At 48.7% G+C, this 19,780-nt stretch carries 17 protein-coding genes; 5 read left to right on the top strand and 12 right to left on the bottom strand.

Annotated features, from left to right (window positions below):
• Nucleotides 1–186: 186 nt before the first annotated feature.
• Both putP and OWN49_RS15880 read left to right on the top strand, forming a co-directional pair.
• A complete protein-coding gene (gene putP, locus OWN49_RS15875) occupies nt 187–1,665 on the top strand; it encodes a sodium/proline symporter PutP (RefSeq protein ID WP_007408914.1) in 1,479 nt (492 codons plus the stop codon).
• A gap of 120 nt (nt 1,666–1,785) precedes the next feature.
• Nucleotides 1,786–2,478: an MgtC/SapB family protein gene (locus tag OWN49_RS15880; protein ID WP_129093615.1), complete on the top strand. Its 693-nt coding sequence runs from the start codon at nt 1,786–1,788 to the stop codon at nt 2,476–2,478.
• A gap of 36 nt (nt 2,479–2,514) precedes the next feature.
• Here OWN49_RS15880 and OWN49_RS15885 read toward each other — a convergent pair whose 3' ends face one another.
• The 5 genes from OWN49_RS15885 to OWN49_RS15905 all read right to left on the bottom strand — a co-directional run bounded on the left by OWN49_RS15885 (nt 2,515) and on the right by OWN49_RS15905 (nt 9,956).
• On the bottom strand, nt 2,515–3,510 hold the full coding sequence (locus tag OWN49_RS15885) for a phosphotransferase enzyme family protein (RefSeq protein ID WP_070081470.1): 996 nt from the start codon (nt 3,508–3,510) through the stop codon (nt 2,515–2,517).
• A 236-nt stretch (nt 3,511–3,746) separates the two neighbouring features.
• Nucleotides 3,747–4,943, bottom strand: a complete 1,197-nt coding sequence (locus OWN49_RS15890; RefSeq protein WP_176283172.1) for a CamS family sex pheromone protein — start codon at nt 4,941–4,943, stop codon at nt 3,747–3,749.
• A gap of 15 nt (nt 4,944–4,958) precedes the next feature.
• Entirely contained in the window at nt 4,959–6,965 is a 2,007-nt protein-coding gene (gene ligA / locus OWN49_RS15895; protein WP_063174589.1) for an NAD-dependent DNA ligase LigA, read from the bottom strand.
• A 24-nt stretch (nt 6,966–6,989) separates the two neighbouring features.
• On the bottom strand, nt 6,990–9,209 hold the full coding sequence (pcrA, locus tag OWN49_RS15900) for a DNA helicase PcrA (protein ID WP_176283171.1): 2,220 nt from the start codon (nt 9,207–9,209) through the stop codon (nt 6,990–6,992).
• 57 nt (nt 9,210–9,266) lie between these two features.
• Nucleotides 9,267–9,956 (bottom strand): heptaprenylglyceryl phosphate synthase, encoded by a 690-nt coding sequence (locus tag OWN49_RS15905; protein ID WP_003155740.1) that lies wholly within the window; start codon nt 9,954–9,956, stop codon nt 9,267–9,269.
• A gap of 195 nt (nt 9,957–10,151) precedes the next feature.
• Between OWN49_RS15905 and OWN49_RS15910 the strand changes: the two genes are divergently transcribed.
• Nucleotides 10,152–11,726, top strand: coding sequence for an FMN-binding glutamate synthase family protein (locus tag OWN49_RS15910; RefSeq protein ID WP_167859952.1), 1,575 nt, complete (start codon nt 10,152–10,154; stop codon nt 11,724–11,726).
• Nucleotides 11,727–11,760: 34 nt separating this feature from the next.
• Here the strand turns inward: OWN49_RS15910 and OWN49_RS15915 are convergent, their stop codons facing one another.
• From OWN49_RS15915 to OWN49_RS15925, 3 genes are read right to left on the bottom strand one after another with little or no spacing between them, the layout of a single operon-like run.
• Entirely contained in the window at nt 11,761–12,072 is a 312-nt protein-coding gene (locus OWN49_RS15915) for a YerC/YecD family TrpR-related protein (RefSeq protein ID WP_003155745.1), read from the bottom strand.
• Between the two features lie 2 nt (nt 12,073–12,074).
• Complete coding sequence (locus OWN49_RS15920) at nt 12,075–13,070, bottom strand: DUF3048 domain-containing protein (protein ID WP_176283170.1); 996 nt, start codon at nt 13,068–13,070, stop codon at nt 12,075–12,077.
• A gap of 24 nt (nt 13,071–13,094) precedes the next feature.
• Nucleotides 13,095–14,837, bottom strand: coding sequence for an adenine deaminase (locus tag OWN49_RS15925; RefSeq protein ID WP_176283169.1), 1,743 nt, complete (start codon nt 14,835–14,837; stop codon nt 13,095–13,097).
• Between the two features lie 121 nt (nt 14,838–14,958).
• Between OWN49_RS15925 and OWN49_RS15930 the strand changes: the two genes are divergently transcribed.
• Together OWN49_RS15930 and OWN49_RS15935 are read left to right on the top strand one after the other, a co-directional pair.
• Nucleotides 14,959–15,189, top strand: a complete 231-nt coding sequence (locus OWN49_RS15930) for a YgaP family membrane protein (protein WP_017419030.1) — start codon at nt 14,959–14,961, stop codon at nt 15,187–15,189.
• Nucleotides 15,164–15,307 carry a hypothetical protein gene (locus OWN49_RS15935; RefSeq protein ID WP_164672385.1) on the top strand — a complete coding sequence of 48 codons (144 nt, stop codon included), beginning with the start codon at nt 15,164–15,166 and terminating at the stop codon, nt 15,305–15,307. The genes OWN49_RS15930 and OWN49_RS15935 overlap by 26 nt, the downstream gene beginning before the upstream one ends.
• 18 nt (nt 15,308–15,325) lie before the next feature.
• Here OWN49_RS15935 and purD read toward each other — a convergent pair whose 3' ends face one another.
• The 4 genes from purD to purM are packed head-to-tail and all read right to left on the bottom strand — an operon-like array spanning nt 15,326 to nt 19,768.
• Nucleotides 15,326–16,594: a phosphoribosylamine--glycine ligase gene (gene purD, locus OWN49_RS15940; RefSeq protein WP_176283168.1), complete on the bottom strand. Its 1,269-nt coding sequence runs from the start codon at nt 16,592–16,594 to the stop codon at nt 15,326–15,328.
• 14 nt (nt 16,595–16,608) lie between these two features.
• Nucleotides 16,609–18,147, bottom strand: coding sequence for a bifunctional phosphoribosylaminoimidazolecarboxamide formyltransferase/IMP cyclohydrolase (gene purH / locus OWN49_RS15945; RefSeq protein ID WP_176283167.1), 1,539 nt, complete (start codon nt 18,145–18,147; stop codon nt 16,609–16,611).
• Nucleotides 18,144–18,731, bottom strand: coding sequence for a phosphoribosylglycinamide formyltransferase (gene purN / locus OWN49_RS15950; protein WP_176283166.1), 588 nt, complete (start codon nt 18,729–18,731; stop codon nt 18,144–18,146). Before purN ends, purH begins: the two co-directional genes overlap by 4 nt.
• Entirely contained in the window at nt 18,728–19,768 is a 1,041-nt protein-coding gene (purM, locus tag OWN49_RS15955) for a phosphoribosylformylglycinamidine cyclo-ligase (protein ID WP_003155753.1), read from the bottom strand. The genes purN and purM overlap by 4 nt, the downstream gene beginning before the upstream one ends.
• Nucleotides 19,769–19,780 lie beyond the last annotated feature (12 nt).

Raw genomic sequence — 19,780 nt, forward strand, 5'->3', positions numbered from 1 at the left:
AGCGGGCCAGGTTTCGAGAGTTGATTGATCGGGGATACTTTGTTAGGTTTAGTAACCATAGCCGGCACTAAATATGTGATTCGCATGGAATGATGACTAAAGGCTGGATCGCCGGCGCATATTCCGGCACTACTAATCTACAGAGGTGATGCAACATTTACATGAAAGAAGAGAGGGTCCAAAAACGTGAGTATTGAATTAATTATATCTCTTGGCATTTACTTTGCTGCCATGCTGTTAATCGGCTGGTACGCATTCAGGAAGACAACGAATATTAATGATTACATGCTGGGCGGAAGAGGACTCGGCCCGTTCGTAACGGCGCTGTCCGCAGGTGCGGCGGATATGAGCGCATGGATGCTGATGGGAGTTCCCGGCGCAATGTTCGCAACGGGGTTATCGACCTTATGGCTGGCGCTCGGTTTGACGATCGGCGCGTATTCAAATTATCTGCTGCTTGCTCCGAGGCTGCGCGCTTACACGGAAGTTGCGGATGATGCGATTACGATTCCCGATTTTTTCGATAAACGGTTCCGCCACTCGTCATCATTGCTGAAAATTGTTTCCGCCGTGATTATTATGATCTTTTTCACACTGTACACATCGTCCGGGATGGTATCCGGAGGCAGGTTATTTGAATCGGCATTCGGCGCCGACTACAAATTCGGTTTGTTTTTAACGGCGGGTGTTGTTGTCCTTTACACGCTGTTTGGCGGTTTCCTCGCTGTCAGTCTGACTGACTTTGTACAGGGAGCGATCATGTTTGCGGCATTAGTGCTTGTGCCGATCGTTGCTTTTACCCAGCTCGGGAGCGTTTCAACGACGATTGATTCGATCAACGCCGTTAACCCGAAACTATTGGATATCTTTAAAGGCGCGAGCGTCATTAGCATTATTTCTTATTTGGCATGGGGACTCGGCTATTACGGCCAGCCTCATATCATCGTACGATTTATGGCGATTAAAGAAGTGAAAGATTTAAAACCCGCCCGCAGAATCGGGATGAGCTGGATGGTTATTTCAGTTGTCGGTTCATTGCTGACCGGGATTATCGGGGTTGCGTATTCTCATCACTTCGGGGTCTCCGTAAAAGATCCGGAAACGATTTTCATTATTTTTTCTAAAATCTTGTTCCACCCGCTGATTACGGGCTTCTTGCTGTCTGCGATTTTAGCGGCGATCATGAGTTCCATTTCCTCACAGCTTCTCGTAACGGCAAGCGCCATTACGGAAGATTTATACCGCGCCTTTTTCAGACGGGAAGCGAGCGATAAAGAATTGGTCATGACCGGACGCCTGTCGGTATTGATCGTGGCCGTTATCGCCATCCTGCTTTCCATGAATCCGAACAGCACCATTCTTGATCTGGTCGGATATGCGTGGGCTGGCTTCGGTTCGGCTATCGGCCCGGCGCTCTTGCTCAGTCTGTACTGGAAACGGATGAATGAATGGGGAGCGCTTGCGGCGATGATTACCGGGGCCGCGGCCGTTTTAATCTGGATTACGACAGGGCTTGCCGCTTCAACCGGGGTATACGAAATCATTCCGGGATTCTTCCTCAGTCTGATTGCCGGTATTGCCGTCAGCCTGCTGACCAAAAAACCGGCCGATGCTTCTTATCAGCTGTTCAGCCGGATGGAAGCTCTTTTGAAAAACAAGAAATAGACAAAAAGCCGTCAGATTTTATCCCTGACGGCTTTTTTCTTCCGCACTTGTCCTGCTATAAATACTGTGAGAAAATCATATCAATTTATTATAAGAAAAATTGCGGAGGTGCTGTGCAAATTGAGCTGGCCTATCGAACCAGACATTTTATTAAAGCTGGGCATTGCCACGCTGATCGGCATGATCATCGGTCTTGAACGAGAACTGAAAAACAAACCGCTCGGACTGAAAACCTGTATCGTCATCGCCGTCAGCTCCTGTATGCTGACGATCGTCAGCATTAATGCGGCATATCATTTCCCAAAATATTACCGTATCATGATGGATCCGCTCCGCCTTCCCGCCCAAATCATTTCCGGCGTCGGTTTTATCGGCGCGGGCGTGATCCTGCGTAAAAGCAATGACGTCATATCCGGCCTGACGACATCGGCTATCATCTGGGGCGCGGCCGGGCTGGGTCTGGCTACAGGTGCCGGCTTTTATAAAGAGGCGTTCGCAAGCCTCTTGTTTATCCTGATCAGTGTCGAATTTCTTCCGTGGCTGATCAGAAAAATCGGTCCCAACCGCTTGAAGGAAAAGGATATCCGCGTGAGAATGTCTCTTTCCGATAAAGACAAAATGACCGAGATTTTAAAGGAAATGAAAAGCAAACAGCTCCGCATTCACTCCGTCCGGATTGATGATCTGGGTGAAAAAGAATTTCCGATTATGGAAGTGAAAGTCAGTGTTCATAAAAGCCGCTACACCACTGACGTCTATTATGATATTAAAGAAATTCAGGGCGTCGTCGGAGTGAAATGTGATACGTTATAAAAAACGCCGGGTTGGATTCAGCCGGCGTTTTTCTATTTATACGAATGCAGAAAATTGATACTCCGTAATCGGTGTTTCATTTTCGATATCGCGCCTGAAGGCTTTCAGCATCCCGAGTTCCTCGTCCCCGAGTGAATTGAGGTCAAACGCCTGATGCAATAATCCGTAGATCAGCATATGGCGCAGCCGGAGGAAATCCGGGATGTGTTCAAACCATGCGGAATCAAGGTCATTTTCTTCCCTGTAGCCTTTCATAAAGTGAGTCATGAATTCACCCGTAAACGCGGCCTTGTCTTCATACGGGATGACCGGATACCACAACATGTTGTACAGCAGAATACTGATATCATTCACAAACCAATTGTAGCCGATATCATCAAAATCAAATGCAGTGATTTTTCCGTTGTCCCAATTAAAATTGCCATGATGCAGATCGGCGTGCACAAGGCCGTAGTTTTCAGGATTCTTCGGCAAACGGCGCAGTTTTTCCATTAGAGCATCCGCCCGCTCAAATACGAGATGCTGATCTGCGGGCACGTATTTTCTCAGCTTCAGCTGCTCCTCTTCATCCCATTCCTGCCTTTTATATGCCGGATCGCTCAGACGGTAGCTTTTTGTCAGCCGGTGCATGTTCCCCGTGTACTTTCCAAGCTGGTAAAACAGCGTTCCGTTCCAGTCTGATTCCTCCACTTTTCGTCCGGGCGCTTTTTCATAGACTCTTAATAAAAACGCTCCGCCTTTTCCATCCGGGACTTCTTCGACATCTTTGCCATTTAATGAAGGAATCGGCTTTGCTACTGAAAGCTCTCCCTTTGCCAGATGATGAAGCCATTCCATTTCCCCGAGAATATATTCCGGCGTTCTTCTGATCGTATGCGTAATTTTTAAGATATACGGTTCGTTATCTTTCACAATTTCATATACGTAGTTCTCTGCGTCCGCAATAAATTGAAACTTGGTAAATCCGTATATTTCACCGGCCTCAGCCAGTACCTTATCTTCCTCAAAAATCGCTTTAATATCTTTATGCATGCTGATTCACCCTTTTCATAACATTTGTAGGCGGTGTGTGTACTCAGCAAATGTCATTCATCAACATTCCTGCCCTTCTTTTTTCACAGCAGATTCGTAACATCCGCTTAGAAATGAAATATGTTTTCCTGTTAATTCCTAATTATACAAATATCTTAACATACCTCATTCCTCTCTCCAACGATATTCACACTAAAAAACCCTTGCTCATACAGAAATGAACAAGGGCATCTTGGTTAATCGTAAATATGGACGGTCGGTTCTTTGTCACCCGCATTGCGGACGATCAGCGCTTCCTGCCCGTCAGACGAGGTAATGTTAATTTCGACATCAACTGAGCCTTTTGAATAATAATCCATCAGCTCACCTGTTAAGTATTGGGTAAAGGCGATGACTTCGCTTTTCCCGTAAAATTGCATCGGGATTTCAATCTTCATTTTTCTCATTTCATCGTTTTCGTACATTGCCGTTCCGACAACTCCGGTGTAATTCGGGAAGTAGCTGTCGATGGCGTTTTTGAAGCGTTTAAACACTTCGGAATCATCAGGGTATTTCTTTGCCGTGTCTGTATCCGCCGGATAGAAGACGTACTTTTCTTTGACATCATCCCAGTTTGAAATGGTGGATGAGCCGGCCTTGACTTCTGTTTTCGCAATGTAATTCCCCGGTACGATTGATGTTTTCGGCGCTTGTTTATAAAGGGCGACGGTAATCGGCACATTTTTCAGGTTATCCATTTTCCGAAGGCGGTTAACGACTTCCTGTGCGATTTCTTCACCGTGGTTGCGGATCGTTTTGTCGCTGAGCTCCACTTCCTGCTGCGGATCACCTGTGTTTTCGCGGTAATAGTATACTGAGTTGAGAGCGAGACCGATCATGACACCTCCAAGCTGGATGGAATTTTTATCTTTTCTTACTAAGTAATCCTGCTCAAGCATGGACGCTAAGTAAATCGGGCTGTTTTCGTTTTTCTCTTTTGCCGATCCCGAACTTGGCAGTACCGGGTTTAAGCCGAGATTCTGGAAATTGGCGTCTGCCTTTTTCGCCTTTTTCAGATCACTGCCTTCTTTTTTGCGGTCAAGCCAGCTGAGTACCGTGTCCTCATCTAAATACTGGCCTTCCTGATACAAATAGTCATCCGTCGGGAACGTGTCTTGAGCGAGCCGCATCAGCCCCGTCTCGAATTCATCGATGTCCAGCCTCGTGTTCAGCCGGTCCGCGGTCAGGCCGCGCGCTTTTCCGGCCTTAAACGGGAGCACCATTTTATAGTAGGAATCAGAGATATTATATTTCGGTATGATCGCTTTTTCAGAAGACTTTGCCGTTTTCTGCGTGATCTCTTCCTCTTTTTTTCCCCCGAAACTCGGCGAACAGGCCGACAGCATGAGTACTGCCGCCGTTGCCGTCGCCGCCAATGCCAACATCTTTTTCAATAGAAAACACTCCTCTTATTTCTTTAGCTCTCCCAATAGCTGTGCTTCATTCCATACTTCAATGTTTAATTCCTGCGCTTTTGTCAGCTTGCTTCCGGCCGCTTCTCCGGCAATCAGCAAGTCTGTTTTTTTGCTGACAGATCCCGTCAGCTTTCCGCCGAGCGCTTCAATCTGCGCCTTGGCTTCATTTCTGGACAGCTCTTCAAGCTTTCCGGTTAACACGATGGTTTTGCCGGCAAAATAAGAGTCGCTGTCCTCCGCTTTTACTTTTTTCGGGCCTTTGTAGAGTGTGTTCACACCGAGTTCCTCAAGTTCATTCAAAAGCTCAAGCATTTCCTCTTTGCGGAAATAGGTGACAACGGCATCGGCCATCTTTTCGCCGATTTCATCTACCGCAAGCAGCTCTTCTTCCGTGGCTTGTTTCAGATTTTCCAGGCTTTCAAAATGCATGGCCAGTGTTTTGGCCGCTTTTGAGCCGATAAAACGGATGCCGAGACCGAACAGCAGGCGTTCCAGCGAATTCTCTTTCGACTTTTGGATGGAGCTGATCAGATTATCAGTTGATTTTTCCCCCATCCGCTCAAGCCGGATAACCTGTTCTTTCGTCAGCTTATACAAATCAGCGACATTACGGACGAGATGTTCACGGAAAAGCTGTGTGATGACACGTTCTCCGAGTCCGTCAATATTCATCGCGTTGCGTGAGACAAAGTGAATCAGGCCTTCTCTGATCTGCGCCGGACATTCCGGATTGATGCAGCGCAGCGCGACTTCCCCTTCAATGCGGACAAGTTCGCTTTCGCACTCAGGGCAGCTGGTCGGCATATTGAATTCTTTTTCTTCCCCGGTCCGCTGTTCAATTAAGACATTGACGACCTCAGGGATGATGTCGCCCGCTTTTTTGACGACCACTTTATCGAGAATGCGGATATCCTTCTCTTTAATTAAATCTTCGTTATGAAGGGATGCTCTTGAGACCGTCGTTCCCGCGACTTTTACCGGTTCCAGAACGGCGGTCGGCGTAATAACGCCCGTTCTTCCGACATTCAGTTCGATATCGAGCAGTTTTGTCACGACCTCTTCCGCCGGGAATTTGTAAGCAATCGCCCAGCGCGGGCTTTTTGCCGTATACCCGAGTTCTTCCTGCTGGTCGAGCGAATCGACTTTGATGACGATTCCGTCAATTTCATAAGGGAGATCGGCCCGCTTCGCCTGCAGCTCTTCGATCATTTCAATGACTTCATCTATCGTGGCGCATTTTTTCCGTTCCTGGTTTGTTTTAAAACCGAGCTCATCCAGAAAATCCAGGCCCTGACTCTGTGTTTCCACACCCATTTCGTCAAGCTCCGCTATACTGTAGACGAAGATGTCAAGATTTCGTTTCGCTGCAATTTTCGGATCGAGCTGTCTGAGTGAGCCCGCAGCCGCGTTCCGGGGATTGGCGAACGGCTCCTCTTCATGTTTCAGCCTTTCTTCATTGAGCGCTTCAAATGACTGTTTCGGCATGTACGCCTCTCCGCGCACTTCTATGGAAAGATTCCGTTTCATTTTCAGCGGAATGTTGCGGATCGTTTTTAAGTTTTCCGTGATATCTTCGCCCGTCGTTCCGTCTCCTCTTGTCGCGCCTCTGACGAAATAGCCGTCTTCATAACGGAGAGAAACAGCAAGACCGTCTATTTTCAGCTCCACATTGTAAGCGACGCCGTCACCGACAGCCTGACGGACGCGGCGGTCAAAATCGCGGAGATCATCATCGTTAAATGCGTTGCCGAGACTGAGCATCGGCGTGCCGTGCTGCACCTTTTGAAAAGATTCAAGCACCGCTCCCCCGACCCGCTGTGTGGGCGAATCAGGCGTTCTGAGCTCCGGGTGCTCTTCCTCTATGGCAATCAGCTCCTGCATCAGTCTGTCGTACTCGGAATCCGGCACGCTCGGTTCATCTAAGGTGTAATATTCATAACTGTACTGATCGATGGTGCGGCGCAATTCTTTTGCCCGGTGTTTCGCTGTTTCTTTGTCCATCATGTTCTTCCTTTCCTCTTCAGGTTACTGCTTTTCAATCGGCGCAAAAGCTGCAAGCAGACGCTTCACGCCGACTGGGCTCGGGAATGCGATATCAAGCTCGGTGCTCTCGCCTTCTCCTTTTACGCTGACAACCGTTCCGGTGCCCCATTTTTTATGGCCCGCTTTATCGCCGACCGCCCAGCTGAGCGAGTCGCCGCCTGTTTTGTTCGCATAGGAAACAGGACGGGATACGGGCCCGCGTTTCGGCTGCACTTTTCGTCCCGGCTGCATGCGAGGTGTTTTCTTCTCATTTAGGTTCTCCAATAAATCGCCAGGTATTTCCCTGATAAAGCGGGATTCCGGATTCATATTGGTGCGGCCGAATAAGGTTCGCATTTTGGCATTCGTTAAATACAGTTCTTCTTCCGCCCTCGTAATGCCTACATATGCGAGCCTGCGTTCTTCTTCCATCTCGGCTTCTTCCATCAGGGAGCGGCTGTGCGGGAACACGCCTTCTTCCATGCCCATTAAGAACACGACTGGAAATTCAAGCCCCTTAGCGGCGTGCAGTGTCATTAAAGTGACGGCATCCTTTCCGCCTGCTTCTTCTTCCTTCTGGTCGAGCTGGTCAATATCCGCGATCAGCGCCAGATCGGTCAGAAACGCGACGAGAGACTTGTCTTCGCTTTTTTGTTCGAAGTTTTTCGTCACGGAAAGAAACTCGTCGATATTTTCAAGGCGGCTTTGGGCTTCGATTGATTTTTCAGCCTTCAGCATTTCTCTGTATTCTGTTTTTTCGAGAATTTCTTCCGTGAGTTCCGTAATGGACAGGTAATCCTGCATGTTCGTCAGATTTTCAATCATCGCGCCAAAGCCGTCAAGCGCGTTTGCCGCTTTTGCGCTGACGCCGATGAAATCAACCTGTTTGATCGCCTGGAACATTGACATTCCGTTCATCGCCGCATATGACGCGATTTTTTCTAGCGAAGTGGCGCCGACGCCCCGCTTCGGCACATTGACGATCCGTGTAAAACTGATGTCGTCGTCCGGATTTGACACAAGGCGCAGATATGCAAGAATGTCTTTAATTTCTTTCCTGTCGTAGAACTTGGTTCCGCCGACGATATTGTAGTTCAGACCGGATTTTAAAAGGGTTTCCTCAATGACGCGCGACTGGGCGTTTGTCCGGTATAAAATCGCGATATCGGAAAGCTTCCGCCGCCCCGAGCTGTGCAGCTCATAAATTTTGCCCGCGACGAATTGGCCTTCGCCGAATTCATTGTCGCCGCTGTAATAAGAAAGCTTGATGCCTTCGTCATTTTCCGTCCACAGGTTTTTCGGCTTGCGGTTTGAGTTGTTTTTGATCACTTCGTTAGCCGCTTGCAGAATCCGCTTTGTTGAGCGGTAGTTTTGCTCGAGCAGAATCACGTTTGCGCTCGGATAATCTTTTTCAAAGGAAAGGATATTCGCGATATCCGCCCCGCGCCATCTGTAAATGGACTGGTCGGAGTCACCGACGACGCAGATATTTTCAAGGCGGGCCGCAAGCTGCTTCACAAGCAGGTATTGCGCCCTGTTCGTATCCTGGTACTCGTCTACGTGAATGTACTGGAATTTGCGCTGATAAAACTCAAGCACTTCCGGCACACGATCGAAAAGCTTAATCGTCGTCATGATTAAATCATCAAAATCGAGCGATTGGTTTTTCAACAGTTTTTTCTGATAATCGGTATACACGTCACTCGTGACCTGATCGTAGTAGCCGCCGGCCGTTTTTGCGAATTCCTCAGGTTCGATCAGCTCGTTTTTGGCGCTGCTGATGGAGCCTAAAATACTTCTCGGATCAAACTTTTTCGGATCGATATTCCGCTCTTTCAAAATCCCTTTAATAACGGAAAGCTGATCAGCCGTATCAAGAATGGAAAAGTTTCGGTTGATGCCGATTCTGTCAATATCCCTGCGCAGAATCCGCACGCACATGCTGTGGAAGGTGGAAATCCAGATTTCATCCGCGCCGGGTCCGAGAATGCTCTCCACCCGCTCCTTCATTTCTCTGGCGGCTTTATTTGTAAAGGTAATCGCCAGAATGTTCCATGGCGCCACGTGTTTTTCCGCCATTAAGTATGCGATTCTGTGCGTCAGCACACGTGTTTTTCCGCTTCCCGCGCCCGCCATCAGAAGCAGCGGACCGTCCGTCGTCTTGACCGCTTCCTGCTGAACGGGATTTAATCCGCTTAATAATTGATTGCTAATGTAATTCATATCCGTTCACCGCCTATCAAACATATGTTCTATCATAAATCAATTTCGTTCGCTTGGCTACTTTGTCTTTACAGCCGCCACCGTTTTGAGCGCCTGATCAAAATCTTCATATACGGCATTTCCGACAACGATGACATCGGCATGACGGCCGAACCGTTCCGCCGTTTCCGCGTCTTTAATCCCGCCTCCGTAAAACAGGACGGACTTGTCCAGCACAGCCTTCGTTTTCTCCACCGTTTCTATGTCCGCCAGCATCCCGCTGTATTCCAGATAAAAAATCGGGAGATGAAGCAAATGTTCCGCGACCCGCGCATAGGCGAGAATATCTTCTGTTTCTATATGTGTATCCGCCTCCGTCAAAGCGGCCGCCTTACAATCAGGGTTGACGATGCAGTAGCCCTCCGTCACGATTTCCTCCATTGACATGAGCTCTCCGTATTCTTTCATCGCCTGATGATGCATGCCGACAATCCAGTCCGCCTTTTTGCTGTTGAGCACACTCGGAATGAAATAAAGATCAAACCCGGGCACAATGGAATCAATCGTCGACACCTCAAGTACGCACGGCACTAAAAACCGCCGCACCTTTGACATCAGTCTCAGCACATTGTCCTCGGTGATATTGTCGCTTCCTCCGATCACAATGGCGTCAGTCCCTGATTCACAAAGCCGTTCCAGCTGTTCATCCGGTAAATCTTTATTCGGATCGAGTTTAAAAACATGCTTCCACTCGTTAACATCGTACATGCGTTTTCGTTCCTCCATTCGTTTCTTGCCATTTAAACATTATAACAAATTCGTTTGGCCCGGAAAAACGGAAAAAGACGTCATTCACCTGATTCACAAAAAAAGATTGCGCTCCGCCCGATGGGAAACGTCTATGTTTGAAAACAGACAATATGTGGAATGTCAAAGAGAAAAAAGGCAAGGAGTCTGGTCTCAATGGAACAAGCCATTATCGTACTGATTTGTATATTGATTTTTATTATTTTAGTTCCCGCCGCATTGTTTCTCTGGATATACATAAGAGACGAAAAGCAGGAAGAACATTCAGTGCTGCGCAATTATCCCGCAGCGGGAAAACTGCGCTATATATTTGAAAAAATCGGACCTGAGCTGCGGCAGTATTTATTCAGCAATGATAACGAAGAACAGCCGTTTTCCCGGAGAGAATATGAACAGACGGTCATGTCGGGAAAGTATAAAAGCAGAATGATGGGCTTCGGCTCAGAACGGGATTTCGATCAGCCGGGCTATTATATCCGTAACGCCCTCTTCCCGAAACAAAGGGAGGAGCTGCGCACAGATCAGACGCCGAAGATCGACACGATGGTATACAAGATTGACAAAGACAACCTGCTGAAACGCAGCGAACACCGTGAAAAAGCAAAAGCGGACCCTTATTACCTGCATCCGGACGATGTGCAAGTGATCGGCCGCGACACATGCAAGAAACCGTTTTATGTAAAAGGGTTAATCGGACAATCAGCGATGAGCTACGGCTCACTTGGCGACCGGGCAATCACCGCCCTGTCAAAAGGGCTGCACCAGGCCGGCGGCACATGGATGAATACAGGCGAAGGCGGCCTGTCTGAGTATCACTTGAAAGGCGGCGCGGATATTATCTGCCAAATCGGCCCCGGGCTGTTCGGCGTGCGCACTGAAGATGGAGAATTTTCATGGGAAGAATTTAAGAAAAAAAGCCGCCTCGAGCAGATTAAAGCCTTTGAATTAAAGCTTGCGCAAGGGGCGAAAGCAAGAGGCGGTCATATTGACGGTTCAAAGGTGACCGAAGAAATTGCCGCCATCAGAAATGTGCAGCCCGGACAATCCATTGACAGCCCAAACCGCTTCAACGAATTCTCAAATGTTCCGGACATGCTTGATTTCATTGAGAAATTAAGAACTGTCGGTGAAAAACCGGTCGGCATCAAAATTGTCCCGGGCAGCCGCAAAGACCTTGAAGACCTTATTTCCTGTATGAGTTCATCAGGCAAACTTCCCGACTTTATTACGATTGACGGCAGTGAAGGGGGAACGGGAGCTTCTTTCCATGAACTGGCGGATTCCGTCGGCCTGCCGATTCTGACCGGCCTCCCCCTTGTTGACGGCCTTTTGAAGACATACGGTATAAGAGATAAGCTGAAAATTTTCGCATCCGGAAAGCTGCTCACTCCGGATAAGATTGCCGTTGCCCTCGCGTTAGGCGCGGATTTTGTCAATATTGCCCGGGGAATGATGTTTTCAGTCGGCTGTATCCGCGCTCAAGTATGCCACACCAATCATTGTCCTGTCGGAGTAGCGACAACCGATCCAAAACTTCAGCGCGCGCTCAGTATCGAGGATAAACAGCACCGCGTCTGCAACTACGTGCTCTCGTTGCGTGAAGGGCTGTTTCACCTTGCCGCGGCGGCGGGTATCAGCTCGCCGATTCATTTCTCAGCTGAACACATCGTATACCGGGAGGAAGACGGAAGCCTGAGGGAACTTTCCGGCCTTTTGAATCAGCACGCATAAAAAAACCGCCTGCCGTCATCGGCAGAGCGGTTTTTTACGTAGCTGAGGAGGATTCTCCTTTGTTTACGCGGTCAAGCGCCATTTCATAGGCGTCGTTCCCGTAATTTAAGCAGCGCTTCACCCGGGAAATCGTCGCTGTGGAAGCACCCGTTTCGCTTTCAATTTTGTGATACGTATTTCCTTCGCGGAGCATTCTCGCCACTTCCAAACGCTGCGCCAGCGATTGGATTTCATTAATCGTACAAAGATCGTCAAAGAAACGATAGCATTCCTCCAGATCTTTCAGCGATAAAATAGATAAAAATAACTGGTCCAGTTCTTTTCCGCGTAATTTATCGATTTGCATCGTCAAACACCTTCTCCTTTACTAATGGAAGCTGCATCGAGATCAGGCACGATATTAATCCATGTCTTTCCTGGCACAAACGGAAGAATCTCACCGCCTTTTACGGGCAGAATACGGCCGTCTTTATATTCCCAGTCTGACTCTATAACATCGCCGTGCTGAAGCAGGAGGCCCTTCCCCCCTGACTGAATATCGATGGCCCGCCTTCCATCTTTGTCTGTCATGCGATGGCCGGCTTCAACAATAAAAATGTTGTGCATGGCTAAAGGCTTTCCGGTCTTCCGGTCTGTCGCTTTCACACCATCAGAGCTTCTTGTATAAGCATCAGCTTTTTTATCATAATCGTATTCGACAAGATTTGTAACGTTTTGTGTTCCATAATCTATCCGAATATTGTAGGTTTCGTTTCCGGGTTTTGCATCTGATGTCTGAAATGGGAGCGGTTCTGTTTTTCCGTTCAGCTTGTATCCTTTTTGTTCCGCCGCCTTCCTGATATTGTCATACGACGTGTAGGAATTGTGGGGCGGCTTGCTGAAATCGGCTCTCCAAAACAGGCTGCCGTCAAAATCCAAACCGTTTATATAATCGTAAGTTCCGGACTCCAGCTGCTTTTTAGCGCCGGGACTCCAGCCATGATGGACAAATATGCTGTTAAACCCGCTGCTGAGCGTGACAAAATATTCCCTCGCGCTCCGCACAGGCCCGACCGTTTCCGGCATCTCACTTTGAAAAATCGCGAGAAACCGCGTAATCCGGCCCTCCGCGAGCGCTTCGATGACAACATCCGCCTTTGACAGCCCGGATTGGGGCCTCGCCTTCGGATGATTGTTCACTGCGACTGCAATCGGACGGCGTTCTGCAAGCTTCTGCTCAGTTTTCAGCCCCGTTAAAGGAGCTTCCGCTTCTTTCGGCTGCACCTGATCGGCATTGTTCTGCCGGCAGGCGGCAAGCAGCAAAAACGCAAAACAAAGCATACAAACGGTTTTCCATCTTTTCATATGTCGGCTCCCTGCTTTTATATTTTAACGCATTATCGATGGAAAGAGTACAGTTTTTTTCATCACGTCGAATATTCCTCTCGGCGTAATGCGGATATAAGGCAGGTGTGTGCTCTGCAAAAAGAGCAGCGTATAGATCGGATCGCAGAATCGGTAGCCCCGCTCCTCCAGCAACGTCCTCAGTTTTTGCTCTTTCTCAAGCACTTCTTCATAATTCTCCGCGGATGCAGAACCGTTTAAGGCGAGGGGGATCTCATGCAGAATCTTCCCGTTTTCGGCAAGCACGATTCCGCCGCCGATTTCTTTCATCCGTGAGAAAGCGAGCAGGATATCTTCTTTATTTTTTCCGGCAGCGATAATATCTCCGGTTGTCGTGTAGGAACTGACAAAGCCCTGCACCCGATCGGCAAAACCTTTCAGCATTGTATTGACCCGCCATTTTCCATGCTTATCGAGAAGCGTGAGATAGCATTCATCATGATCAAAAGAAAGCTGGTCAACAGAATTATCAATCGCAATCATATACGGCTCCATAATGACGGCGTTGCGCATTATCACACCCATCGGCATTGAAAACTGTAAATCATCCATCGTCATATCATATGAAAGCTCAAGAGGGACAAGACCGCCCTTTTTCCAATCCGTTTCTGTAAACGCCTTCATATTTCGGCCGTCTTCCCTCAGCAGGATGCCTTTGGAGATCACCGTGACCGGGTCCGGATTCATCGGGTCATCGAGAATGTTCAATGAAGCAAGCCGGCCCGGACCGATCACACCGAGAAAGTCATCCATCTGATAATATTTCGCGATATTAAAGGAGGCCATATTGTAGGCGTCAATCGCCGGAACCCCTTCCTCCAAAGCGATTTTGATTAATTCATTCGTCATGCCGCCTTTATAAAAATGCGGCGTCGCTCCATCCGTCGTGTAAAAGAAATGATCATAATGCCGGAAGCCTTTTTGATGGAGATCCTGCAAAATCGTTCTCAAATCAGGGCGGATGGATGAATGTCTGAGCGAAACATAGTAACCCAATTCAAGCCGTCTCATCACCTCATCGCCATTCATCGCCTCGTGGTCAGAATCAGCCCCGAACAGTTTCATCTTCGTCAGTGTTTTTTCAGAGGCTCCGGGAAAATGCCCTTCTATCCGCTTGCGCAGTTTCTTTGTCGCCTGCATGCAATGAAGCATCAAGTCATCGCCGTCCATGAGGCGCGGCCATCCGGTCAATTCTCCGCCTTGAATGACATCCGGATGCTCAATCCATTGCTTGCGGACATCAAAAGAAAGGAGCTGGTCCTCATTCAGCACTTCAGTCTGCAGATCATATCTGGACCACCAGAAATATTGCACCGGCTGTTTTTTTAGTTCTTCCAATATAGTAAGCGCTTTCTTTTTACCGCTGTGCAAAAGAAAAAACAAGTTATCATTAACAAACGTCGTTGTTCCGAATTGAGACACATATTCGGCGAGCGTTTGGGGATTATATATTTGAAAAGGATGTGTATGCGGTTCAATGTAACCTGGCACAATGTATTTTCCTTCACAATTTATGGTATGAATGTACTCTGCTGCATCAGGAAGCTCATGACCAACATATACAATTCGGTCTCCGTAAATCCAGACGTTCTTTTTCAGCCATTGTTTTAAAAAAGGATTTAATACGAGAGCATCCCGTAAAAGTAGCGTTGGAAGCAGCTTTGAGTCTACAACATCCGCCTGTGATCTGATGTCTTTATTTTTCCAGTTAAAGGTACGTTCGGACATTCACATACTCTCCTTCGCTTATATTAGACCCATCGTATCACATCCGCACAATTATCGCACGGCTAAAACGTTACAAATTATTGAAGATGAATGAAAAACTTTTTCTAAGGGAGCTGAAATGATGAAACCGAATATCAGTTTATTAAATGCCGTTATGCGCATCACTTGCGGCCTCACCATTTTGTCTGCCGCTTCAGCGAAATACACGAGAAAACCTTGGTGCAAGATGCATCTCTTCTGTATGATGATGGGCGCGATGAAAGCGGCGTCCGGCATCCTCCGCTTCTGTCCGGTGACATATATGTTCCAGACAGGAATGAATCAGGATGACAGCCATCAGCAAGAAAAATAACAAGCCGTTTCGGCTTGTTATTTTATTTTCTCCTGTTATCACGATTCCGAGAAGAACCATCTCTCACGGCAAATCGACAATCTTAGTCGTCATTCAGAAGAAAACCCGCATCTTTTAAGACGCGGGGGTTTCCTCTTTATCGCTGCGATGCTTTCAGCGCACGGGCGCCGATATCGCTTCTGTAAAACAGTCCGGGTTTTGTCAGCCCTGAAACGGCGCTGTACACTTTATCCCTCGCCGCTTCAAATGTTTCAGCAAATGCCGTGACATTGGCGACCCGGCCGCCGTTTGTAACAAATTGTCCGCCGTCTTTTTTCGTTCCGGCATGAAAAACGGCGATCCCGTCTTCAGCGGACGTCAAACTGCCGATCGGCGTCCCTTTCGCATAGCCTTCCGGATAGCCTTCTGAAGCCAGCACAACGCTGACCGCGGCCGTGTCCTTCCATCTCAGGTCAACATCCTTCTCATGCAGAAGATCTAAGAGCACCTGAATGAGGTCAGATTCCATTCTCGGCACGACGACCTGTGTTTCCGGATCTCCGAAGCGCGCGTTGAATTCAATGACTTTTGATCCGTCTTCCGTCAGAATCAGCCCCGCGTACAGCACGCCCGTGAAGGAGCGCCCCTCTTTCACCATTGCTTTTGCCGCCGGCTTCACAATCGTTTCGACTGCGCTTCTGACGATATCATCGGAAATGTGCGGCACCGGTGAGTAGGCGCCCATTCCGCCCGTATTCGGCCCTTTGTCTCCATCGAAGGCGCGTTTATGATCTTGAGCGATGACCATCGGATAGACGGTCTCCCCTTTTACAAACGCCATTAAAGAAAATTCTTCGCCGGCGAGGAACTCTTCAATGACAACAGATGCGCTCGCCTCCCCGAATTTCTCATCCTCAAGAAAATCGTGCAGGCATTCAATCGCTTCTTCTTCCGTCATCGCGACTGTGACACCTTTTCCGGCGGCAAGCCCGTCCGCTTTAATGACAATCGGCGCGCCTTTTTGCTGTACATATGCTTTCGCCTCTTCAAATGAAGTAAACGTCTCATACTCCGCCGTCGGAATGCCGTATTTTTTCATTAAATCCTTGGCAAACTGTTTGCTTCCTTCAATAATAGCCGCTTTTTCAGACGGTCCGAAAACAAGCAGTCCGGCTTTTTCAAACTCGTCGGCTATCCCTTCAATCAGAGGAACTTCGGGGCCGATAATCGTCAGCCCGACATGATGTTCTTTCGCAAACGCAATGAGTGCGGCATGATCGCTTTCTTCAATGTTGACCAGCGTCGCGCAGTCTGCCATACCGTCATTTCCGGGCGCGGCGTACACCGTGTCAACAAGCGGGCTTTGCGCCGCTTTCCAAGCCAATGTATGCTCTCTGCCGCCTTTTCCGATAATCAATACATTCACGCTTCGTTCCCCCCTTAATGTTTGAAATGTCTGATGCCGGTGAATACCATGGCGATTCCGTATTCATCCGCTTTTTTAATCGAATCTTCATCGCGGACCGATCCGCCGGGCTGGATAATCGCCGTGACACCGGCTTTTGCGGCTTCTTCGACTGTATCCGGCATCGGGAAAAACGCGTCTGATCCGAGCGCGCTGCCTTTTGCTTTTTCTCCGGCCTGCTCAATGGCGATTTTGGCTGAACCGACGCGATTCATCTGTCCTGCGCCCACACCGACCGTCATATGGTCTTTTGCAAGGACGATCGCGTTGGATTTCACGTGTTTGACGACTTTCCAGGCCAGCTTCAAATCTTCCCATTCCTGCTCGCTCGGCTCTCTTTTTGTCGGGATGCTGATGTCGGCGTCATCAAATCCATGGACGTCTAAATCTTGAATCAAAAGACCGCCCTGTACGGAAGTCAGCTGTTTTTCTTTCTTTCCTGATGCGGTCACGTCAAGCGTGAGCAGACGAAGGTTTTTCTTCGCCGTCAGCACGTTCAGCGCTTCTTCACTGAAAGAAGGGGCGATAATGATTTCTAAAAAGATGCCGTGAAGGGCTTCAGCCGTTGCCTGATCAACTTCACGGTTCAGCGCGATGATGCCGCCGAAAATGGAGGTTTTATCAGCTTCATACGCTTTATTGAATGCTTCCTCTATTGAAGCTCCCGTACCGACTCCGCATGGATTCATATGTTTAACGGCAACAGCTGCGGGTTCTGTAAATTCCCGGACGATTTGAACGGCCGCATCCGCGTCCTTAATATTGTTATAAGAAAGCTCTTTGCCGTGAAGCTGTTTTGCCGCTGCGATGGAACCGGAGACAGGAAGTGCGCTTTGGTAGAAAACCGCCTCTTGGTGAGGGTTTTCACCGTAGCGGAGCGACTGTTTTTTCTCAAAAGTAACAGTGAATTGCTCAGGGTCTTTCTCACCGGCCTCGCGTGTTAAGTAATCAGCGATTAATGCGTCGTATGCCGCGGTATGGCGGAATACTTTGGCCGCAAGCTCGCGTTTTCTTTTGAGCGAAACGCCGCCGTGTTCTTTCATCTCATTGAGCACGGAGCTGTAATCGGCCGGATCTGTGATGACCGTCACATCCTGATGGTTTTTCGATGCGGCGCGCAGCATGCCGGGACCGCCGATATCAATGTTTTCTATCGCTTCATCGTATGTTACGTCTTCTTTTGAAATCGTTTCTTTAAACGGATAAAGGTTGACGACCACAAGGTCAATCGGTGCAATGCCATGCTCATTGATCTGCGCCATATGCTCTTTATTGTCTCTTACGGCAAGCAGACCGCCGTGAATATTAGGATGGAGCGTTTTTAACCGTCCGTCCATAATTTCAGGAAATCCGGTCACTTCCGAAATGCCGATGACATCCACACCGTTTTCCTGAAGAAGTTTTTTTGTTCCTCCGGTCGAAATGACTTCGACGCCGAGCTCTGTCAGTTCCTTTACGAAAGGTACGAGATTTTTTTTATCAGAAACACTGATTAGTGCGCGTTTGATTGTCATGCCTTTTCACCTCTGTTATTTAGTCCCAGCAGCCGTTTCACAACGCTCGGATACCATTTGTGCTCAAGCTCGTGTATTGTATGCTCTATGTCTTCAAGCGTATCGTTTTCCTGTATTTCGAATGCTTTTTGCGCGATAATCGGCCCGGTGTCCATGCCTTCGTCGACGTAATGAACGGTAATGCCCGCCACTTTCACACCGGCCCGATACGCCTGTCCGACAGCGTCAATCCCAGGGAATGCCGGAAGAAGCGAGGGATGTATATTAATAATGCGGCCCCCGTATGCTTCAAGCAGCGTATCTCCAATCAGTCTCATATAGCCGGCGAGAACGATTAATTCCGCCCCGTGCAGACGCAGCTGTTCAATAATGGCCCGTTCAAAGGCCGCTTTGTTTTCAAAAGATGACGGTTCAAAGGCGAATGACGGGATATGTAAAGCCTCCGCCCTTTCCACCGCCTTTGCCTGAGGCTTATCCGTCACGAGAAGCGAGAGCTCCGCATTCCACTTCTCTTCTCTCATGCGTTTGGCAATGGCCTCGAAGTTCGATCCGTTTCCTGAAGCAAATACCGCAAACTTTTTCATGAAAGAGCCGCACCGCCGAAAGAAATGCCTTCGCCCCGCTTGACCCGGCCGATCAGATAAGCCTTCTCGCCCTGAGCTTCAAGCGTGCCGATGACGTCTGTCAGGTTTTCTTCTTTAACGGCAAGGACAAAACCGATGCCCATATTAAAAACATTGAACATTTCTTCTTCTTTCAGCTTGCCGTGCTCCTGCAGAAACGGAAAAATCGGCGGGATCGGCCATGATCCGTGATCAATTTCCGCGCTCAATCCGTCCGGCAGCATCCGCGGGATATTCTCGATGAATCCTCCGCCTGTCACATGCGCCATGCCGTCCACCTTACCGCTTTTCACCGCCTTGAGCACCGGCTTCACATATATTCTCGTCGGTTCCAGCAATTCTTCGCCGAGAGGACGCGCAAACGGTTCATAGACAGTATCCAAATCAAGTCCGCCGTCATCAAGAAGCACTTTTCTCACCAGGGAAAATCCGTTGCTGTGAAGGCCGCTTGAAGTAAGTCCGATTAAGAGATGCCCCTCTTCGATATGTTCACCGGTGACGATTTCGTCTTTTTCCGCGACGCCGACTGAAAAGCCCGCAATATCGTATTCATCAGACGTATACAGCCCCGGCATTTCCGCCGTCTCACCGCCGATAAGCGCTGATCCTGACTGCTCGCATCCGTCCGCCACACCCTGAACGATCTGCTCAATTTTCACCGGATCAGCCTTGCCGACCGCCAAATAATCAAGGAAAAACAGCGGCTCCGCTCCCTGGGCAAGCACATCGTTTACACACATCGCGACCGCATCGACGCCGATCGTGTCATGCTTATCCATTGAAAATGCGAGTTTCAGTTTGGTGCCGACACCGTCTGTTCCGGAAATCAAAACAGGCTTTTGATACGGAAGCTCTGACAGATCAAACATTCCGCCAAAACCACCCAGGCTTCCCATAACGCCGAGCCTTTTCGTGCGCTCCACGTGTTTTTTCATTCGTTTGACGGCTTCGTATCCGGCTTCGATGTCAACTCCGGCATTTTTATAAGCATCAGACATCCCTATCACTCC

Source organism: Bacillus sp. NEAU-242-2, assembly GCF_027853835.1.
GTDB lineage: Bacteria > Bacillota > Bacilli > Bacillales > Bacillaceae > Bacillus > Bacillus velezensis.

Excerpts from the sequence above, each read along its gene's own strand:
- pcrA (WP_176283171.1), bottom strand. The coding sequence starts at position 9,209 with ATGAATTACATTAGCAATCAATTATTAAGCGGATTAAATCCCGTTCAG.
- OWN49_RS15885 (WP_070081470.1), bottom strand. The coding sequence starts at position 3,510 with ATGCATAAAGATATTAAAGCGATTTTTGAGGAAGATAAGGTACTGGCT.
- OWN49_RS15905 (WP_003155740.1), bottom strand. The coding sequence starts at position 9,956 with ATGTACGATGTTAACGAGTGGAAGCATGTTTTTAAACTCGATCCGAAT.
- OWN49_RS15910 (WP_167859952.1), top strand. The coding sequence starts at position 10,152 with ATGGAACAAGCCATTATCGTACTGATTTGTATATTGATTTTTATTATT.
- purN (WP_176283166.1), bottom strand. The coding sequence starts at position 18,731 with ATGAAAAAGTTTGCGGTATTTGCTTCAGGAAACGGATCGAACTTCGAG.
- purH (WP_176283167.1), bottom strand. The coding sequence starts at position 18,147 with ATGACAATCAAACGCGCACTAATCAGTGTTTCTGATAAAAAAAATCTC.
- ligA (WP_063174589.1), bottom strand. The coding sequence starts at position 6,965 with ATGGACAAAGAAACAGCGAAACACCGGGCAAAAGAATTGCGCCGCACC.
- OWN49_RS15920 (WP_176283170.1), bottom strand. The coding sequence starts at position 13,070 with ATGAAAAGATGGAAAACCGTTTGTATGCTTTGTTTTGCGTTTTTGCTG.
- OWN49_RS15925 (WP_176283169.1), bottom strand. The coding sequence starts at position 14,837 with ATGTCCGAACGTACCTTTAACTGGAAAAATAAAGACATCAGATCACAG.
- purM (WP_003155753.1), bottom strand. The coding sequence starts at position 19,768 with ATGTCTGATGCTTATAAAAATGCCGGAGTTGACATCGAAGCCGGATAC.
- OWN49_RS15930 (WP_017419030.1), top strand. The coding sequence starts at position 14,959 with ATGAAACCGAATATCAGTTTATTAAATGCCGTTATGCGCATCACTTGC.
- OWN49_RS15935 (WP_164672385.1), top strand. The coding sequence starts at position 15,164 with ATGACAGCCATCAGCAAGAAAAATAACAAGCCGTTTCGGCTTGTTATT.
- OWN49_RS15915 (WP_003155745.1), bottom strand. The coding sequence starts at position 12,072 with ATGCAAATCGATAAATTACGCGGAAAAGAACTGGACCAGTTATTTTTA.